The organism is Paenarthrobacter sp. GQ52 (genome assembly GCF_059759005.1).
In genome coordinates this window covers 496,256-512,903 of record NZ_JCAXEJ010000001.1, presented here as the reverse complement: position 1 = coordinate 512,903, position 16,648 = coordinate 496,256, and the positions used below count along the sequence as shown (strand labels likewise).

Genomic DNA, 16,648 nt, shown 5'->3' with positions numbered 1-16,648 from the left:
AGTGCTCCAATGTTGGTTTGGTGACTGGCTATTGGTTGCTGGTGCCGGAGCGGCCATGTGCGAGCCCGGTCGGGAAGCCGACGAATGCCGGTTCGGGTGCGGCACAGCAACCGCCCTGGGCCTCGGGCTCCTGCGTTGTGACTGCAGCCGGGACGTCGCAGCTGGTGCCGGCGTCCGTGGAGCAGACCCCGGTTTCGGGCAGTTCAAGGCGGACGGTGTCAGCAGCCTGCTGGTCACCGGCGAGGGCTGCGGCGACGGAGCGGACTTGCTCGTAGCCGGTGGCGAGCAGGAAGGTCGGTGCCCGGCCGTAGGACTTCATTCCGACGATGTAGAAGTCCTTTTCGGGGTGGGCCAGAACCTTCGCACCATGCGCCGGGACCGTGCCGCAGGAGTGGAATTCAGGGTCGATCAGCGGCCCGAGCTCGGTAGGGGCTTCAACAGCGGGGTCCAGGTCCAGGCGCACTTCACGCAGGATCTCCAGGTCCGGGCGGAAGCCTGTGCAGGGGACGATGACGTCGGCGTCAATGGTGCGTCCATCCACGGCTTCGACGCTCACGTGCGAGTCGAGGTTTTTCAGGGCAGCGATGCCGAATCCGGTGTGCAGTTCGATGGTTCCGGCTTCGACCAGGCGACGGAGGCGGGAGCCGAGCTGGCCGCGCGCAGGCAGCCCGTCAGCGTCCCCTCCGCCGTAGACCTTCTCAGCCGAAGCGCCGCGGACGGCCCAGAGGATGCGGGTATCGGGCTCGTCCTTGGCCAGGTCGGCGAGATTGATCAGGGTGTTCGCGGCCGAGTGACCGGCCCCGACGACGAGGGCGCGGCGACCGGCGAAGGAGGCGCGGTTGCGGCCAGCAACGTCGGGCAGGGGCGAGGAAATCCGGTCAGTGGCTGTGGTCTCGCCGATGGCGGGCAGGCCTGAGGTGCCGAGCGGGTTGCGGGTGGCCCAGGTGCCGGAGGCGTCGATGACGGCGGCCACGGTGTGGTCCCGTGTTTCTCCGCCGTCGTGCTCGACGCGGACGACGAAAGGAGTAGTGTCGCGGTCCCGGACGTGGGTTTTGTCCATGCCCTGCCGGGTGACGGCAATGACACGGGCACCGGTCTGGAGCAGGGAAGCGATCTGGGGTGTTGCTGCAAGCGGGGTGAGGTAGTTGTCGATGAGTTCGCCGCCGTAGGGCAATGCGGTGGGGCGGGGTGATTCCCAGCCAGTGGGTTCGAGCAGGCGGACCGCTGCGTCGTCGAGGTTGAACCGCCAAGGAGAGAACAGCCGGATGTGGCGCCATTGTTCGATGGCGGCGCCGGCAGTGGGGCCGGCTTCGAAGATGACCGGTTCGAATCCGCGTTCGAGCAGGTGCGCCGCTGTGGCGAGTCCTACCGGGCCTGCGCCGATCACTGCGATGGGAAGGTTCTTCACTGAATCCATGCTGTCCTCTTGTTCATACGTTGGTATCGGCGGCTCGGTCGGGGTGCCTGCCGGTCCTTGTGGGGCCGGCAGGCCGGGGCGGCGCTGTTCAGCAGCAGTCCAGATCGTCCTCGTCGCAGCAGCCCGTGTCGGTGCAGCATCCGGTGTCCATCCAGTTCACCCCCTTCCCGTTTCGCGTGGTTAGGCGTGGGTTGGTTCTTCAACCAGGGCCGTGGCGATGCTGTCGGCATCCGCCAGAGCGGCGAGGAACCGTTCGGCGTCCAGCGCGGCGGCGCAGCCGGTTCCGGCTGCGGTGATGGCCTGGCGGTATCGGTGGTCCACGGCATCACCGCAGGCGAAAACGCCGGAGAGGTTGGTGACCGTGGTGGGTGAGTCGACCTTGATGTAGCCCTCGTCGTCCAGATCAACCTGCCCCGCGACCAGCTCGGTGCGGGGAAGGTGGCCGATGGCCACGAAGATGCCCGTGGCGTCCTGTTCGCGGATTTCACCGGTGCGGGTGTCCGTGAGGGTCACGCCGGTGACTTTGCTGTCGCCGTGGATCTTGGTGATGGCGGAGTTCCAGGCGAAGTTGATCTTGGGGTTGTCTTTGGCGCGCTGGGCCATGATCCGTGAGGCACGGAGTTCGTCTTTGCGGACCACGACGGTGACGGTCTTGGCGAAGCGTGTCAGGAAGGTCGCTTCCTCCATGGCGGAGTCCCCGCCGCCGACGACGATGATGTCCTGTTCGCGGAAGAAGAATCCGTCGCAGGTGGCGCACCAGGACACTCCGTGGCCGCTGAGTTTCTTCTCTTCCGGCAGGCCGAGTTCCTTGTAGGCCGAGCCTGTGGCCAGGATGACCGCCAGTGCCTCGTGCGTCTGGCCGGCGCCGGTGACCACGCGCTTGAGGTGACCTTTCAGGTCAACTTCGGTGACGTCGTCGAACACGATCCGTGCGCCGAACCTTTCGGCCTGTTCCTGGAGCCCGTCCATGAGCTCCGGGCCTTGGATCCCGCCGGGGAAGCCGGGGAAGTTCTCCACTTCGGTGGTGTTCATCAGCGCCCCGCCGGCGGTGACCGACCCGGCGAGGACCAGCGGGTTCAGGCCTGCCCGGGCAGCGTAGATCGCCGCCGTGTATCCGGCGGGGCCGGAGCCAATAATGATCAGCTGTTCGGTCTGGACGTCGGTGCTCATGTGAGTCTCTCCTGGTAATCGAAAATGTGGGTTACTTAGCGGCCGGGACGAGGGAGGCGATCAGGCCCTCGATGCGGGTCTTGATTTCGTCGCGGATCGGGCGGACAGCCTCGACGCCTTGGCCGGCGGGGTCTTCCAGGACCCAATCTTCGTAGCGCTTGCCGGGGAAGTAGGGGCATTCGTCGCCGCAGCCCATGGTGATGACGACGTCGGATTCCTTCACGGCCTCGGTGGTGAGGACCTTCGGGATTTCAGCGGACATGTCGATGCCGAGTTCAGCCATGGCCTCGACGGCGGCCGGGTTGACCTTGTCGGCAGGCTGGGAGCCGGCGGAGCGGACTTCGATCTCCCCCTTGCCCAGGGTGGTCAGGAACGCGGCGGCCATCTGGGAACGCCCGGCGTTGTGAACGCAGACGAACAGTACGGAGGGCTTCTTGGTGGTTTCGGTGCTCACGGGTTTCTCTCCTGGAATCGTTGTGTGAACGGGTGGTGGGTTTGAAGCGGTGCGCCCGAGAAGGAAGCTCTCCGTAGGAGACATTGATGATGATCGATATAGAGAGTATCGGACGGTAGATTGATGAATGTCAATATTGCAACTGTTGCCAGGTGGTTAGGCGGCGGTGATGCGGGGTGCGAGGTCGTGGATGCGGTGGGTGATGTCGTCGAAGGCCTGGTCGAAGGCGGCGGCCGTGTCCAGGCGAAGGGGGTCCGGCACGGACCAGTGGATTCCGCCCAGCCCGGTCAGTTCTTCGTGGGCGTTGTCGCAGACGGTCACGACCAGGTCCGCCTCGCCTGCAACCTCTTCCAGGGTGCGCGGGGCAATGTCCGGCAGGTCCAGCCCGTGGCGTCGGGCGGTCTCGATGGCTCCGCGGGCGATACGGTTTGCGGGATGGGTTCCGGCCGATGCTGCGGGGATGTCGCTTACCTGTCGCCAGAGGGCGGTGGCCAACTGCGAGCGTGCACTGTTGCGGGTGCACACGAACAGGACGCGGGTTGCCGCATGCGCAGCCCCGGGGGCGAGTCCATCCAGGGCGCCGGTGGCGAGGCGGAGGTAACTGCGGCGCTTGTCGGCTTCGGAGCGCTGCCGGGTTGCCAGGCCGGCGTCCTCCAGTGTGCGCAGGTGGTGGGAGAGCAGGTTGGCCGGCATGCCCAGTTCGGCCTGCAGCTCCGAGGGCGAGAAGTCGCCCAGGGTTAGCAGGTCCACGATGCGCAGGCGCGCCGGATCGGCAAGGGCCGCGTGCCTAGCTACCCGTGCCTGGAATGTGTCAGCTGCTTCAATATTCATTGATTCAATTTTGACTGAGTTAATTCTTTGCGTCAAGCTGTTGGCATGACTTCACTCCAGCCGCCCCTGTGGCGCCGTGCCATCGCTGAATTCCTCGGCACCGCTTTGCTCGTTGCCGTCGTCGTCGGCTCGGGGATCGCTGCAGCCCAACTCTCACCCAATGATGTGGGCCTGCAGTTGCTACAAAACAGCACGGCGACGGTGCTTGGGCTGACGGTATTGATCCTGGTGTTCGGGCCGGTCAGCGGCGCCCACTTCAACCCCGTGGTGTCCCTGGCCGACTGGTTCCTTGGGCGGCGCAGCGGATCCGGCCTGTCCTTGCCGGACCTCGGCCTCTACGTCCTTGCCCAAATCGCCGGCGCCATCGGCGGCAGTGTCCTCGCCAACGCGATGTTCGAAGTCGGCACCTCTATCTCGACCAAGGAGCGGGCGACAGCGGGTCACCTGCTGGCCGAGGTGGTCGCGACCGCCGGCCTGGTCCTGCTGATCTTCTCCCTCGCAGCCACCAAACGCGGCGCCTTGGCCGCCCCCGCCGTAGGTGCTTATATCGGTGCCGCGTACTGGTTCACATCTTCGACGTCGTTCGCGAACCCGGCCGTGACCATCGGCCGTATCTTCAGCGACACCTTCGCCGGCATTGCACCGGGTTCCGTCCCACCGTTCATCGCCGTCCAGCTCCTCGGCGCCGCCGTCGGCATGGGACTTCTGCTCCTGCTCTTCCCGCATGCCGGCCGGGCCGCCGATGACGTCGTCATCCCTCACTCCGCCGAAGCAGCCAGGAAATAGGTCTGCTCGCGACGATGGCCAAACATTGATGATCGTCAATGTTGCGGCATAATAGGTAGATGACCTCGCTGCCCCTGCTTGAACCGGACACGCAGACCACATGCTGCCCGCCGGCCGCCCCAACCCTTGGCGCTGAGGAAGCTCAGCGCCGGGCCGTGGTGTTCAAAGCGCTGGCAGACCCCAACCGGCTGCGGCTGCTCTCCATCGTCAAGGCCGCCGACGGCGGGGAGTCCTGTGTCTGCGACCTCACCGAACCGCTGGATCTCGGTCAGCCCACTGTCTCCCACCATCTGAAAATCCTGGTCGAGGCTGGTCTACTGCATCGCGAGAAGCGCGGCACCTGGGCGTACTACTCGCTGGTCCCCGGAGCCTTGGACGACGTCGCCGGAACCCTCGCAGCCCTATGAACCACGGGTTTGGAGTTCGGACCATGACGCCAACCGATTGGCCCGCTGTGCAGCGCATCTTCCAGGAAGGTATCGAGACCGGGCACGCGACCTTTGAAGAGAAGGCCCCCGATTGGGAGTCCTTCAACACCTCCAGGTTGCCGGCGCACAGGCTCGTCGCCGAAACCGCCGTGCAAGGCGTTCTGGGATGGGCCGCCGTCTCCGCCGTCTCGTCCCGGCCTGTATACGCGGGCGTGGTCGAGCACTCCGTCTACGTTGCGGCCGAAGCCCGCGGCCTCGGACTCGGCAAAGCCCTCCTTCAGGCCCTCATCAACTCCACTGAACAAGGTGGAGTGTGGACCATCCAATCCAACATCTTCCCGGAAAATCACTCCAGCCTCCGGGTCCACGAAGCCGCCGGCTTCCGGATCATCGGCAGCAGGAGCCGCATCGCCCGCATGACATACGGCCCCGCCGCCGGCCAATGGCGGGACACACTCCTGCTCGAACGCCGTTCACCGGCTGTTAGCTGAGCTGTCGCAGCAAATCACACACGCCCTTTCAGCGTCGGGTTCCCCATGCCTGCCGGGGGCATTAACCGGGAAAACTTGGGACTAAGCCATTGAAATCCAAGCCGCATAGGGTGTTCGGCAAGCTGCTTGAGGAGCAATGACGCCAGCGTCAGACCGAGACGGCTTGCCATTTAACGGAAAAGCGCGCACTAAATGTGATGCAGGCACGTGGTGGCGACACCCCAAATGGTCAACTCCGACATTGCAGGGACGCGAATGTCCGGATACTTGGGATTATCGGCCTGCAGGACTACGCCCGAGGACGTGACCCGTAGCCTTTTGATGGTCAGCTCGCCATCGAGGACAGCCACGACGACGGACCCGTCCTTGGGCTCCAGCGCGCGGTTGACGATCAACTCGTCACCGTCGCTTATGCCGGCGCCCTCCATTGACTCGCCAGTCACCCTCACTACGAAAGTGCTGGTGACATCCTTGATCAGGTGCTCGTTGAGATCGATTCGACCATCAAAATAGTCCTGGGCGGGCGACGGATAGCCCGCAGCCACGGGGATAGGCGCCAGCAGCACTGACATAAGGGAAAAGCCCGCATCTATCACGCGGGGGCCGACTATCACGCCCACAACACACCTTTATTCGAATATATGTTCGATAGTTCAGTGTACAGCGGGTGACAGACATTGTGTCCACTCCTCAACGAGCGGCCTCGTTCGGCACCTCGACCATATGCCCGTCACCACCGCCGATGACAAATTCCCCAATGCCTCCTTCCCGTTCACGTCGTAGACAGGAATCGCCACAGCTCTATTACCGCGCGCCTCCTGCCAAGCCAAGGCGTCCGCAGGGCTTCTGAAAGTCCTTCCAAGGCGGGTGCGGGCTGGGCAATCCCATTCAATGCTCTCTTCATTCGTTGTCGCGCCCTGTGCATGCGGGACTTCGCCGCCTCGGGAACGGCCAAAAGGTTTCACGAGCCTCGAAAAAACTGCTCTATGGCGTTGCTATCCTTGCGGAGCAGTACACGGGCTTCAGTGGAGGTGCACCGTACCCACTAGCGAATTACCCGATACCGCACATGCGTCACCAGGCCAGTCCCGCGTACCTCTGCCTGTTCAAGTTCCAGGTTTCCCACGCCGTCGAGCAATCGCTCACCACCACCCAGGACCATGGGTGAAATGTGGAGCCGCAGCTCGTCCATGAGCCCGGCCGAAAGATACTGGCGGGCGGTCTGCGCTCCGCCGGCAATGGCTACATCTTTGTCCCCGGCAGCTTCGCGGGCCTGCGCCAATGCCGATTCGATGCCATCGGTGACGAAGTTGAACGTTGTCCCGCCTTCCATCTCCAACGGCTCACGGCCATGGTGGGTGAGCACGAAAACGGGTGCATGATATGGCGGTTCCTCGCCCCACCAGCCCCGCCATTCCGTGTCCCACGCCGCCGGTCCGGGCCCCGCAAACATGTTGCGCCCCATGATGAACGCACCAGCCGCGAGAATCCCTGCGATCTCCGGCGCGTTCGTCTCCGGCTCTTCGAACATCCATCTGTGCAGGAGCTCTCCCCCGTCGCCCAAGGGCTCCTCCAGGCGCTGGTTGGGGCCAGCAACAAATCCATCCAGCGAAACAGTCAGATCGCATGTGACTTGGCTCATGCGCCCATCATGCCACCACGGCGGTCGGGGCAGAACGGTCCGCGCGCGCAATGTGATCCACGTTATTACCGGCCGGTAAACAGCACGCTACGGATCGGCCAAAGATGGCAACAGCGGCGAAACACCCGCGAAAAACCGGCCCCCTACGCTGATGATCAACAGCAGGTCACATGAGCGAAAGGGCCAAACATGTCCGCCATCCCGTCCGCACCTTCCCTCCACATCGTCATTGCAGGGGCAGGTCCCGCGGCCCAGGCTCTGGTGCGGCGACTAGCCGGAGCGTCCGAGTCCCGGCAGCGCGCTTTCCACGGAACCATCACTGTGCTCAGTAACCGCGACGAGTGCCCGGACGTCCTGTTGGAACTCGCCGAACTCCCCCAGGTCTCGGTCCGCTTCGGGCAGGCAGCCAGCTTCATTGACGCCGATGCAAGGATTGTCACCACCGTGGATGGCATGGAGTTCTCCTACGACCAGTTGGTCATCGCCACCGGCTCGGCCCCGGCCCTTCCGCCGGTGCCAGGCGCCGAATCCGGCCTGAGTTACTCCACCATCGACGACGCCGCGAACATCGGCGAAGCGGTCAAGGACGTCACCCGCCTGGTGGGCCGCCGCCCCTTGGGAATCCTCGTTGGGAACGGACCGGCGGCGGGCCAGGCCGAGGCTGTGCTGCGTGCACGCGGGGTCCGCCCCGTCCGCACAACCCTCCGCCCCACCGCCGTCGTGCCTTCCGCCAGCACCGGCACGGGTGCGCAGGGTTCCATGCTGCCGGCCACCGGCATCCTCTTCGAAGACGGCAGCAGCATGAAAGGCGACCTGGTGGTACTGGCCGAGGAACGCACTGCCCGCAACGACCTCGCCGAAAGCGCCGGGCTCACAACCGCTCCCGACGGCGGCATCTCGGTAAGTCGCGACCTCGCCACGTCCGTACCAGGCATCTGGGCGATTGGCGATGCCGCGTCCTGCGACGGACTACGGCTGGGCCTGCTTCTGTCCGCCGAGTCCTCTGCGATGCTGTGCGCCTCAGGCCTGCTCTTGAGTGCGGGCAAAGACGATCAGAAGGCGTTGATCGCGGCCTGACGCCCCTTTGGCGGCGGCCCCAGTGACCTCCGGCGCATGTGGCAAGATGGTCCTTTGACGGGCAGTGACAACCCTGCGGCCACCGGGCCGGCCACGCCCTGCACGGAAGGATCCCATGAGCAACGAAGCCGTCGCGCAAGCAAATATTGCCTCCTACATTGACCACACACTGTTGAAGCCTGAGGCCAGTCAGGCCGACGTCCTCAAGGTGTGCGCCGAGGCAGTCGAGTACAAGTTCAAGTCGGTGTGCGTGAACCCGGTTTGGGTCAAGACCGTCACCAAGGCCCTCAAAGGTTCGGGCGTGCTCACGTGCTCGGTCATCGGCTTCCCCCTGGGTGCCACCCCCAGCGACGTCAAGGCTTTCGAGGCCCGCGGAGCCGTACTGGACGGCGCGGATGAAATCGACATGGTGATCAACATGGCCTCCGCCCGCGCCAACGACAAGGGCGCGCTGGTGGACGACATCAGGGCCGTGTCCGAGGCAGTCCACGCCGGGGAGGCCATCCTGAAGGTGATCATCGAGACCTCCATGCTGACCGATGAGCAGAAGGTCATTGCCTGCGAAGCGGCCGTGGAAGCCGGGGCGGACTTCGTCAAGACGTCCACCGGATTCAATGGCGGCGGTGCCACCGTCGAGGACGTTGCGTTGATGCGCAAGACCGTGGGGCCGGAGGTGGGCGTGAAGGCCTCGGGTGGAGTGCGCTCCCTGGCCGATGCACAGGCTATGATTGCTGCTGGTGCAACACGTATCGGAGCGAGCTCCGGAATTGCCATTGTCAAGGGTGAACAGGGTTCATCCGCCTACTAAGGCTTCCGCTGCCGTCAGAGATTTTTGAGCCCTGCGGGGCGAGGAGGAATGAATGTCCAAGAACGCCACAAGCGCCCCCATTGAAAAAGAGAACAGCCTGGGCACCAGCATTGTGCTGTTCCTTGTCATGATCGTGCTCTTCCTGGGTGCCATCTACTCGCTTTCCTTCCTCACGCTCGATAACCCGTGGCCGATGGCCGTCTGCCTCGGCCTGTTCGCGCTGGCGTTTTGGATCCCGCAGACCATTTTTGGTCGCTCTGATTCTGCCGGCGAAAGCTAGACCCCGCTGATGACATTGAATGGCCCGGGCTCCCGCCTGGGCCATTCCTTTATGTTGGCCGTTTCCTTGGCGACCACGCTGTTTCTCACTGGCTGTGCTTCAGCGGGTGCCCTCAGCAAGCCGGATGCACCCCAACGCGTGGAAGCAGCCTCCTGCGATGCGTTGGGAAGCAAGGCAACCAGCGTCAAGGAATGGGTGGTGGAGGGATACCTCGACCCCGAGGACACCTCCAAATCCCTGCAACATGCCATAGATTCCGTGTCCAAGAGTGGCGGAGCGATCGTGCAGTTGCCCGAGGGCGTCTTCACCTTGGAACGTCCTTTGGTTATGAAGAGCAATGTATCCCTCAGGGGAGTCGGGCCAACCACCGTGCTGAAAGCAGGTCCGGACTTCCTTGAATTCGAGGGGCCATTCGGCGGCCACCCCATGATCACCACCAACGGCGCACAAAACGTCACCGTCTCACAGCTCACGGCGGACCAAAACGGTGCGGAGCTGGATGGGAACCTTCCAGGACGCCTGCATGAGTATTTAGTGGACGTCCGCCACTCCAGCAACGCCTTGGTGGAGGGTGTCTCCACCCGGAATCCCTACACGTACTCCATCGCAGTGGTGGCCAGCAGCAATTTCTGCGTCCGTGATAACAACACACTGGTGACCAGCAGCGGCCGATACGATCAGTTGGACGGCATTCACATCACCGACTCCCATGGAGGGGTGGTGGAGGGCAACACCGTTGACCAGCGCCAGGGAGCTGACGGAGACGACGGCCTCGTGGCCCAAACCCTCGGCGCGTCAGTTCATGACGTGTCCTACCGAAACAATGACGTGCGGGGCGGATCCCACGGTTCGGGATTGCAGCTGGCCGTTGGCGAGCATGAGATCTACAACATCAGCGTGGATGGCAACCGCTTCCGGGGTTCTCCCGATGGCGTCAAGATCGGATACTACGACGGCGGCACCGCGGCGGTTCACGACGTAGCGGTCATAAACAACGAATTTTCCAATCTTCAAGGCCCGTGGCTCAATTTCCACGGCGACCTGGGCAACATCGTTGTGACGAATAACGTAACCTGTCAGGCCGGCACCATCATGCTCGAGGACGCACCCGGAAACATTGTGGCCAACAACGGCACGAACTGCTGACCTGGACTCCCATCAGGGAAGTTGCACGACGCCGCCCAAGGCCGCCAGAACGCCGGGCCAATGCTGTTGTGCCAACGTCCATGCGGCGGCCCCCATGCCCACCATGGCGTAACCGCTGACAGGGATGAGGACCAGCCATTCACGTCGGGAACCGGCCCGCCCCAGCAACGGGATGGAGAAAGCGCCATTGGGACGCCAGATTCCCCGGATCATGGATTTTCGCAGGAACTTCGGGGGTTTGATGACGATGGGCCAGAGAAGCGGCACCCCGCCGACAGTGATCATGTCCCCCACGATGTGCACCACCACCCCGGTGAGCATGGACAGCGGCAGCCAACCCCATTGATCCGGCGCAAACCACGTCACCAGGCCGGCCATCACCAAAGCGAACAGCCAATTGGTAATCCAGCCGGACTTTGGAAACAGGTTCAACGCCTTGGCCGCCAAGTTGATCATGAACATGCACAGCAGCCCGGCTCCTATGGAGAGCTTGCCTACCGGCGTCACCATTTGGAACTGGGCCGCCATGGCTGCGAGCACCACAAACGCGGAAGCCCCCAACAGCGAGTGCGTCCCTTGGCGGTGCCCTCCGCTGGCTTTTTCGATCCCCACGGCAATCACATTGGACAGCGGCGGCAGCGAATTCGCGATGGTGCTGTGGCGGTGGTCCCAGTCGACCACCAAAGCAGTTCCCGCCGTCGCCATGGCGCCGATCAGGATCCCGGTGGAGTCCAACGGGTACCAACCCAGGGCGTACGGGCCTGTCGAGGCAATAGCAATCCACGCCGCGGCTCCCGACGCGGCGTGATGTCCTCCCATCATGCAGTTAGCCAGCCTTTACAGGTACTTCAGCGAAAATCGCTTCAATGACGTTATTGGCCCATTGCAGGATCTCTGCGTCCTGAAGATCGCGTCCGCCGATCCTGGCCGTCTTGGGCTTGGGAATCAGCACCGCATCCAAGGCTGGCTTCACCTGCGAACCCGGATACATGCGGTTCAGGCGCATGGTTTTGGACTCGGGCAGTTGCGCCGGCGAGAAGCGGATGAAGTTGCCCTGGAGTGCGACGTCGGACAGGCCTGCTTCGCGGGCACCCACCCGGAACCGGGCCACGGCGATGAGGTTTTGGGCGGGCAGCGGTGGTTCGCCGTAACGGTCCACGAGTTCGGCCAGGACTTCATCGATGGCCTCGTACGTGATGGCGGAAGCCAGCTTCCGGTACGCTTCCAGGCGCAGCCTTTCGCCGGGCACGTAGTCGTGGGGCAGGTGGGCGTTGACTGGCAGCTCGATCTTCATCTCGGTTGCCTTCTCCTCTGCCTCGCCACGGTACTCGGCAACAGCCTCGCCCACGAGCCGGATGTACAAGTCGAACCCAACACCTTGGATGTGGCCGGACTGCTCACCGCCCAGCAGGTTGCCGGCGCCACGGATCTCCAGGTCCTTCATGGCCAGCTGCATACCGGCACCCAGCTCGTTGTGGGCCGCCACGGCTTTGAGGCGCTCCAATGCTACTTCGCCCAAGGGTTTCTCCGAGGGGTACAGGAAGTAGGCGTAGGCACGTTCCCGGCCACGGCCAACACGGCCGCGGAGCTGGTGGAGCTGCGAGAGACCGTATTTGTCGGCCCCGTCCACAATCAACGTGTTTGCATTGGAGATATCCAGGCCGGTTTCAATGATGGTGGTGCAGACAAGGACGTCGAAACGCTTCTCCCAGAAGTCCACGATGATCTTCTCCAGCCGGCTCTCCGACATTTGCCCGTGAGCTACTTCAACCCGGGCTTCGGGGACCAGCTCGCGGATCTGCGCAGCGATGCGTTCGATGGACGAGACGCGGTTGTGAACGAAGAACACCTGTCCCTCGCGCATGAGTTCGCGACGGATCGCGGCCGACGTCTGCTTGTTCGTGTACGGGCCCACGTAAGTCAGCACAGGGTGGCGTTCCTCCGGGGGCGTAGCCAAGGTGGACGTTTCGCGGATGCCCGTCAGTGACATTTCCAAGGTTCGCGGAATCGGCGTGGCACTCATGGCCAGCACATCGACGTTGGTGCGCATCTTTTTAAGCGCTTCCTTGTGCTCCACGCCGAAGCGCTGCTCCTCGTCAACGATCACCAGGCCCAGGTCTTTGAACTCGAAGTCCTTGGACAGCAGCCGGTGCGTACCGATCACCACGTCCACGGCGCCGCTCTTAACGCCTTCAGCCGTCTCCTTGGCTTCCTTGCCGCTTTGGAACCGGGACAGCGGCTTCACTCGCAGGGGGAAGCCGGAGAAGCGCTCGGTGAACGTTTCGTAGTGCTGTTGCGCAAGGAGCGTGGTGGGCACCAGAACCGCCACCTGTTTGCCGTCCTGGACGGCTTTGAAGGCAGCGCGGACGGCGATTTCGGTTTTGCCGTAGCCCACGTCGCCCGAGACCAGCCGGTCCATGGGGATCTCCCGCTCCATGTCGGCTTTGACCTCGTTGATGGTGGTCAACTGGTCCGGCGTCTCCACATAGGGGAACGCTTCCTCCAGCTCACGCTGCCACGGGGTGTCGGGCGCAAAAGCGTGGCCCCGGGAGGCCATGCGGGCGGAATACAACCGGATCAGCTCACCGGCGATCTCCTTGACGGCCCTGCGTGCCTTGGACTTGGTGCTGGCCCAGTCCGCGCCGCCCATCTTGCTCAGCGCCGGCGCGTCTCCGCCCACGTAGCGCGTCACCTGGTCCAGTTGGTCGGTTGGTACGAAGAGCCGGTCCCCCGGCGCGCCACGCTTGGACGGCGCGTACTCCAACACCAAATACTCGCGCAGCCCGGCATCGGACGACGACGTTCCGGTTACCTTGCGCTGGATCAGCTCCACGAACCGGCCGATACCGTGTTGTTCGTGCACCACGAAGTCGCCCGCATGCAGCTGCAACGGGTCCACTGCATTGCGTCGCTTGGACGGCATGCGCCGCATGTCCTTGGTGGAGCTCGCTGTGGCACGGCCCAGCAAATCGGCTTCAGTCAGCAAGCCAAGTTTCAGTCCGTCCAGGACAAAACCACGTCCGACGGCGGCAGTGGTCACCTCGATGATGCCCGGCTGGGGCTCCTTATCCAGGGACTCCACGCGGGAACAAGGAATGTCTGCGTCATGGAACAGTTCGGCCAGGCGCTGGGCGGGACCGGGACCGTCGGTCACCACCACCACACGCCACTGCTCGCGGACGCGGGAGCCAATGAACTCCAGCATCTCGGCCACATCACCCTGGTAGCCACGAGGTTCGCGGGCGCGCATGTTGAGGACATCGATGTCCAGGACCAGGTCTTCATCGGAGGCGAGTGAGGTGATAGACCACCAGGACACGCCATGTTCCAAGGCGGCCGAGCGGGTGTCGGTGAGCGAACGGAAACTGGCGGCATGCAGGTCGGCGGATGCCTGGGACGAAAGGTCAAGGGGCGCCGCACCGCCGTCGGACGCCGTTGACCAAGCAGCTTCCAGGAACTCCTCGTTGGTCGCTGCGAGGTCGTGCGCGCGGGTGCGCACTTTCTCCGGTTCGATGACCACCGAAAGCGAGCCGGCCGGGAGCTGGTCCACGAACGGGACCATGGCATCTACCAGCACAGGGGCCAGTGATTCCATGCCTTCAACAGCGATGCCGCCCGCGATCTTCTCCAGCATGTCAGCCGCGGCAGGCATGTCGGCTTTGAGCTTGGCCGCCCGGGACATCACGGAAGCGGTGATCAGGATTTCCCGGCACGGCGGGGCATGCAGTTCTGTGGGGTGGTGGATTCCGGGTGCGGACAGCGAGCGCTGGTCGGCCACGGCAAACCAGCGCATCTGGTCCACTTCGTCACCGAAGAATTCCACGCGGATGGGATGGTCTTCGGTGGGCGGGAAGACGTCAAGGATGCCGCCGCGGACCGCGAACTCACCACGGTGGGTCACCATATCAACGCGGGCATACGCGGCGTCGGACAGGGCCCTGACAACTTCCGTGAACGAACGCTCCTGCCCTACCTGTAGCGTCACCGGAACCAGGTCGCCCAAGCCGGCCACAATAGGCTGGACCACGGCGCGGACCGGGGCCACCACCACGCGCAAGGGGGCCGCCGTCGAGCTTTCAGGGTGTGTCAGGCGGCGCAGGACGGAGAGTCGGCGGCCCACAGTGTCGGATCGGGGCGAAAGCCGCTCATGCGGGAGGGTCTCCCAGCTGGGGAAAGTGGCCACGGACTCCGCGGGGAGGTAGGAGGCGAGCGCCGCGGTGAGGTCCTCGGCTTCACGGCCGGTGGCGGTGACGGCGAGGACCACGGGAGCGCCCGCGCCATCGGCAGCAGCATCAGTCAGCGCATCGGCCATTTCGGCGAGCAATACGGCACGCATGCCAGTGGGAGCGCTGATCTGGTAGTCGGCGTTCCGGTCGCTGAAGGACCGCTGTGCCTCCGTACGAACGCGCGCAAAAGTCTTGTCCTCCGCCAGTGCGCGGCGCAGACCGTTGAGGCTCATGGCAGAAACTCCTAGGGTGGGTCCAAGGGCAGGCAACACAAATGCCCGGAAATTCAGATGAATGCCGGGTCATTCCAGCCTACCTCTACCCCCAGCCACAGGAGTTCCTTTGCAGCCTTCGGAAGCTACGCATTCCAATACCCCGCAGGACACCAAGACGGTGCTGGTCACCGGTGCCACGGGCTACATCGGCGGGCGGTTGGTCCCCCGGCTCCTCGAGGCCGGTCACAGGGTCAAGGTGCTGGTCCGCACACCACAGAAGATTGCCGATGTTCCCTGGCACGATCAGGTTGAGATCATCCAGGACAGCCTGTCCGATGCCGGCCGCCTGGCGACCGCCCTGACCGGCGTGGACGTCCTCTACTATCTGGTCCACTCCATGGCTTCCGGCAGCGGATTTGAAGCCAAGGAAGAATCGATGGCCAGGCTCGTGGCGCGTGCAGCCACGGATGCGGGCGTGGACAGGATCGTCTACCTCGGCGGCCTGCACCCCGAAAACGCGGAACTTTCCATCCATATGCGCTCCCGCGAGACCGTGGGCCGGGTGTTCCTCGAGTCTGCGGTTGACTCCATCGTGTTCCAGGCCGGTGTGGTGATCGGTTCGGGTTCGGCGTCTTTCGAGATGATCCGCCACCTTGCTGAGACCCTGCCTGTCATGCCTGCGCCAAGCTGGGTTAATAACCGTGTGGAGGCCATCGCCGTCCGTGACGTCCTCCACTACCTTGTGGCCGCCGCCGCACTCCCGGAAAAGCTGAACCGTTCCTTCGATGTCGGTTCCAGGGACGTCCTGAAGTACAAGGACATGATGAACGAGTACGCCGTGGAGCGTGGGCTCCCCCGGCGGCTGGTGGTCGCGCTTCCGGTGCCGGCTCCCAAGCTTGCGGGCTTGTGGGTAGCCCTGGTGACTCCCATTCCGTTGTCCATGTCCCTGCCCTTGGTGCAGTCGCTGCAACACGACGCGGTGTCGCGGGAGCACGACGTCGACGATTACATTCCACAGCCCGACGGCGGTCTGACTCCTTACCGGCGCGCCGTCGCCTTGGCGCTGGGCAAGGAACGGGACGGACAGGTTGAGACGACGTGGGCGAACGCGGGCATTGACGCCGACCCCCTGCCAAGCGACCCCGACTGGGCCGGCTACAAGGTATTCCTTGACGAACGGACCTTCCACAGCGAGGCCAAGCCGGAGCACGTATGGACCATCATTGAGGGCATCGGCGGCAAGAACGGCTGGTACTCCCTTCCACTGGCTTGGCGGGTGCGGGGTTGGCTGGACAAGTTGCAGGGTGGTGCAGGGCTCTTGAGGGGTCGCCGGCACCCGAAGACCCTGAACACAGGTGAAGTGGTGGACTGGTGGCGGGTGGAGGCCATTGACCGCGGGCACCTGCTGCGATTGCGCGCGGAGATGCGGGCTCCCGGCGGCGCCTGGCTGGAGTTGGCAGTGGAGCCCGATGGTGACGGCAGCCTCTATAAGCAACGCGCCATCTTCTTCCCGCGCGGCCTGGCTGGAAGGCTCTACTGGCTTGGCGTGTACCCCTTCCACGGGTTCATTTTTCCCTCAATGGCCCGCAACATTTCTGCCGCGGCCACTACCCTCCAGGAGGCCGGTTCAAGCGTGTCCACCCAGACCCCGTAGGATGTTGGGAGCTAAAAAGCTTC

The 16,648-nt window shown here is 63.9% G+C and carries 16 protein-coding genes; 8 read left to right on the top strand and 8 right to left on the bottom strand.

What is annotated here, in order from left to right; all coding sequences use genetic code 11:
• Nucleotides 1-28 precede the first annotated feature (28 nt).
• The 4 genes from AC6CH8_RS02310 to AC6CH8_RS02295 form a co-directional block, all read right to left on the bottom strand.
• Nucleotides 29-1,417 carry an FAD-dependent oxidoreductase gene (locus tag AC6CH8_RS02310; protein WP_498188508.1) on the bottom strand — a complete coding sequence of 463 codons (1,389 nt, stop codon included), beginning with the start codon at nt 1,415-1,417 and terminating at the stop codon, nt 29-31.
• Nucleotides 1,418-1,597: 180 nt separating this feature from the next.
• Entirely contained in the window at nt 1,598-2,587 is a 990-nt protein-coding gene (trxB, locus tag AC6CH8_RS02305) for a thioredoxin-disulfide reductase (protein ID WP_498188507.1), read from the bottom strand.
• 31 nt (nt 2,588-2,618) lie between these two features.
• The gene (locus AC6CH8_RS02300) at nt 2,619-3,041 is read right to left on the bottom strand and encodes an arsenate reductase/protein-tyrosine-phosphatase family protein (protein WP_167269519.1); all 423 of its coding nucleotides are present in this window, start codon (nt 3,039-3,041) and stop codon (nt 2,619-2,621) included.
• A 156-nt stretch (nt 3,042-3,197) separates the two neighbouring features.
• Nucleotides 3,198-3,872, bottom strand: a complete 675-nt coding sequence (locus AC6CH8_RS02295) for an arsenate reductase/protein-tyrosine-phosphatase family protein (protein WP_498188506.1) — start codon at nt 3,870-3,872, stop codon at nt 3,198-3,200.
• A gap of 45 nt (nt 3,873-3,917) precedes the next feature.
• Between AC6CH8_RS02295 and AC6CH8_RS02290 the strand changes: the two genes are divergently transcribed.
• From AC6CH8_RS02290 to AC6CH8_RS02280, 3 genes are read left to right on the top strand one after another with little or no spacing between them, the layout of a single operon-like run.
• Nucleotides 3,918-4,658: an MIP/aquaporin family protein gene (locus tag AC6CH8_RS02290; RefSeq protein WP_498188505.1), complete on the top strand. Its 741-nt coding sequence runs from the start codon at nt 3,918-3,920 to the stop codon at nt 4,656-4,658.
• 59 nt (nt 4,659-4,717) lie between these two features.
• Entirely contained in the window at nt 4,718-5,065 is a 348-nt protein-coding gene (locus AC6CH8_RS02285) for an ArsR/SmtB family transcription factor (protein ID WP_420180550.1), read from the top strand.
• A 23-nt stretch (nt 5,066-5,088) separates the two neighbouring features.
• A complete protein-coding gene (locus tag AC6CH8_RS02280; protein WP_498188504.1) occupies nt 5,089-5,577 on the top strand; it encodes a GNAT family N-acetyltransferase in 489 nt (162 codons plus the stop codon).
• A 188-nt stretch (nt 5,578-5,765) separates the two neighbouring features.
• Here AC6CH8_RS02280 and AC6CH8_RS02275 read toward each other — a convergent pair whose 3' ends face one another.
• Both AC6CH8_RS02275 and AC6CH8_RS02270 read right to left on the bottom strand, forming a co-directional pair.
• Complete coding sequence (locus tag AC6CH8_RS02275) at nt 5,766-6,197, bottom strand: LexA family protein (RefSeq protein ID WP_017199306.1); 432 nt, start codon at nt 6,195-6,197, stop codon at nt 5,766-5,768.
• A gap of 425 nt (nt 6,198-6,622) precedes the next feature.
• Nucleotides 6,623-7,219: a dihydrofolate reductase family protein gene (locus AC6CH8_RS02270; protein ID WP_498188503.1), complete on the bottom strand. Its 597-nt coding sequence runs from the start codon at nt 7,217-7,219 to the stop codon at nt 6,623-6,625.
• Nucleotides 7,220-7,408: 189 nt separating this feature from the next.
• On the opposite strand from AC6CH8_RS02270, the gene AC6CH8_RS02265 reads away from it, so the two are divergent.
• The 4 genes from AC6CH8_RS02265 (at nt 7,409) to AC6CH8_RS02250 (ending at nt 10,530) form a co-directional block, all read left to right on the top strand.
• Nucleotides 7,409-8,296: an FAD-dependent oxidoreductase gene (locus tag AC6CH8_RS02265; RefSeq protein ID WP_498188502.1), complete on the top strand. Its 888-nt coding sequence runs from the start codon at nt 7,409-7,411 to the stop codon at nt 8,294-8,296.
• A gap of 115 nt (nt 8,297-8,411) precedes the next feature.
• Nucleotides 8,412-9,104, top strand: a complete 693-nt coding sequence (gene deoC, locus AC6CH8_RS02260) for a deoxyribose-phosphate aldolase (RefSeq protein WP_420180547.1) — start codon at nt 8,412-8,414, stop codon at nt 9,102-9,104.
• Nucleotides 9,105-9,156: 52 nt separating this feature from the next.
• Nucleotides 9,157-9,384, top strand: a complete 228-nt coding sequence (locus AC6CH8_RS02255) for a hypothetical protein (RefSeq protein WP_091466197.1) — start codon at nt 9,157-9,159, stop codon at nt 9,382-9,384.
• Nucleotides 9,385-9,393: 9 nt separating this feature from the next.
• Entirely contained in the window at nt 9,394-10,530 is a 1,137-nt protein-coding gene (locus tag AC6CH8_RS02250; protein ID WP_498188501.1) for a right-handed parallel beta-helix repeat-containing protein, read from the top strand.
• A gap of 12 nt (nt 10,531-10,542) precedes the next feature.
• Here AC6CH8_RS02250 and AC6CH8_RS02245 read toward each other — a convergent pair whose 3' ends face one another.
• Nucleotides 10,543-11,352, bottom strand: a complete 810-nt coding sequence (locus AC6CH8_RS02245) for a metal-dependent hydrolase (protein WP_014921147.1) — start codon at nt 11,350-11,352, stop codon at nt 10,543-10,545.
• 4 nt (nt 11,353-11,356) lie between these two features.
• On the bottom strand, nt 11,357-14,989 hold the full coding sequence (mfd, locus tag AC6CH8_RS02240) for a transcription-repair coupling factor (RefSeq protein WP_498188500.1): 3,633 nt from the start codon (nt 14,987-14,989) through the stop codon (nt 11,357-11,359).
• A gap of 109 nt (nt 14,990-15,098) precedes the next feature.
• On the opposite strand from mfd, the gene AC6CH8_RS02235 reads away from it, so the two are divergent.
• The gene (locus tag AC6CH8_RS02235) at nt 15,099-16,625 is read left to right on the top strand and encodes an SDR family oxidoreductase (protein ID WP_498188499.1); all 1,527 of its coding nucleotides are present in this window, start codon (nt 15,099-15,101) and stop codon (nt 16,623-16,625) included.
• Nucleotides 16,626-16,648: the final 23 nt, after the last annotated feature.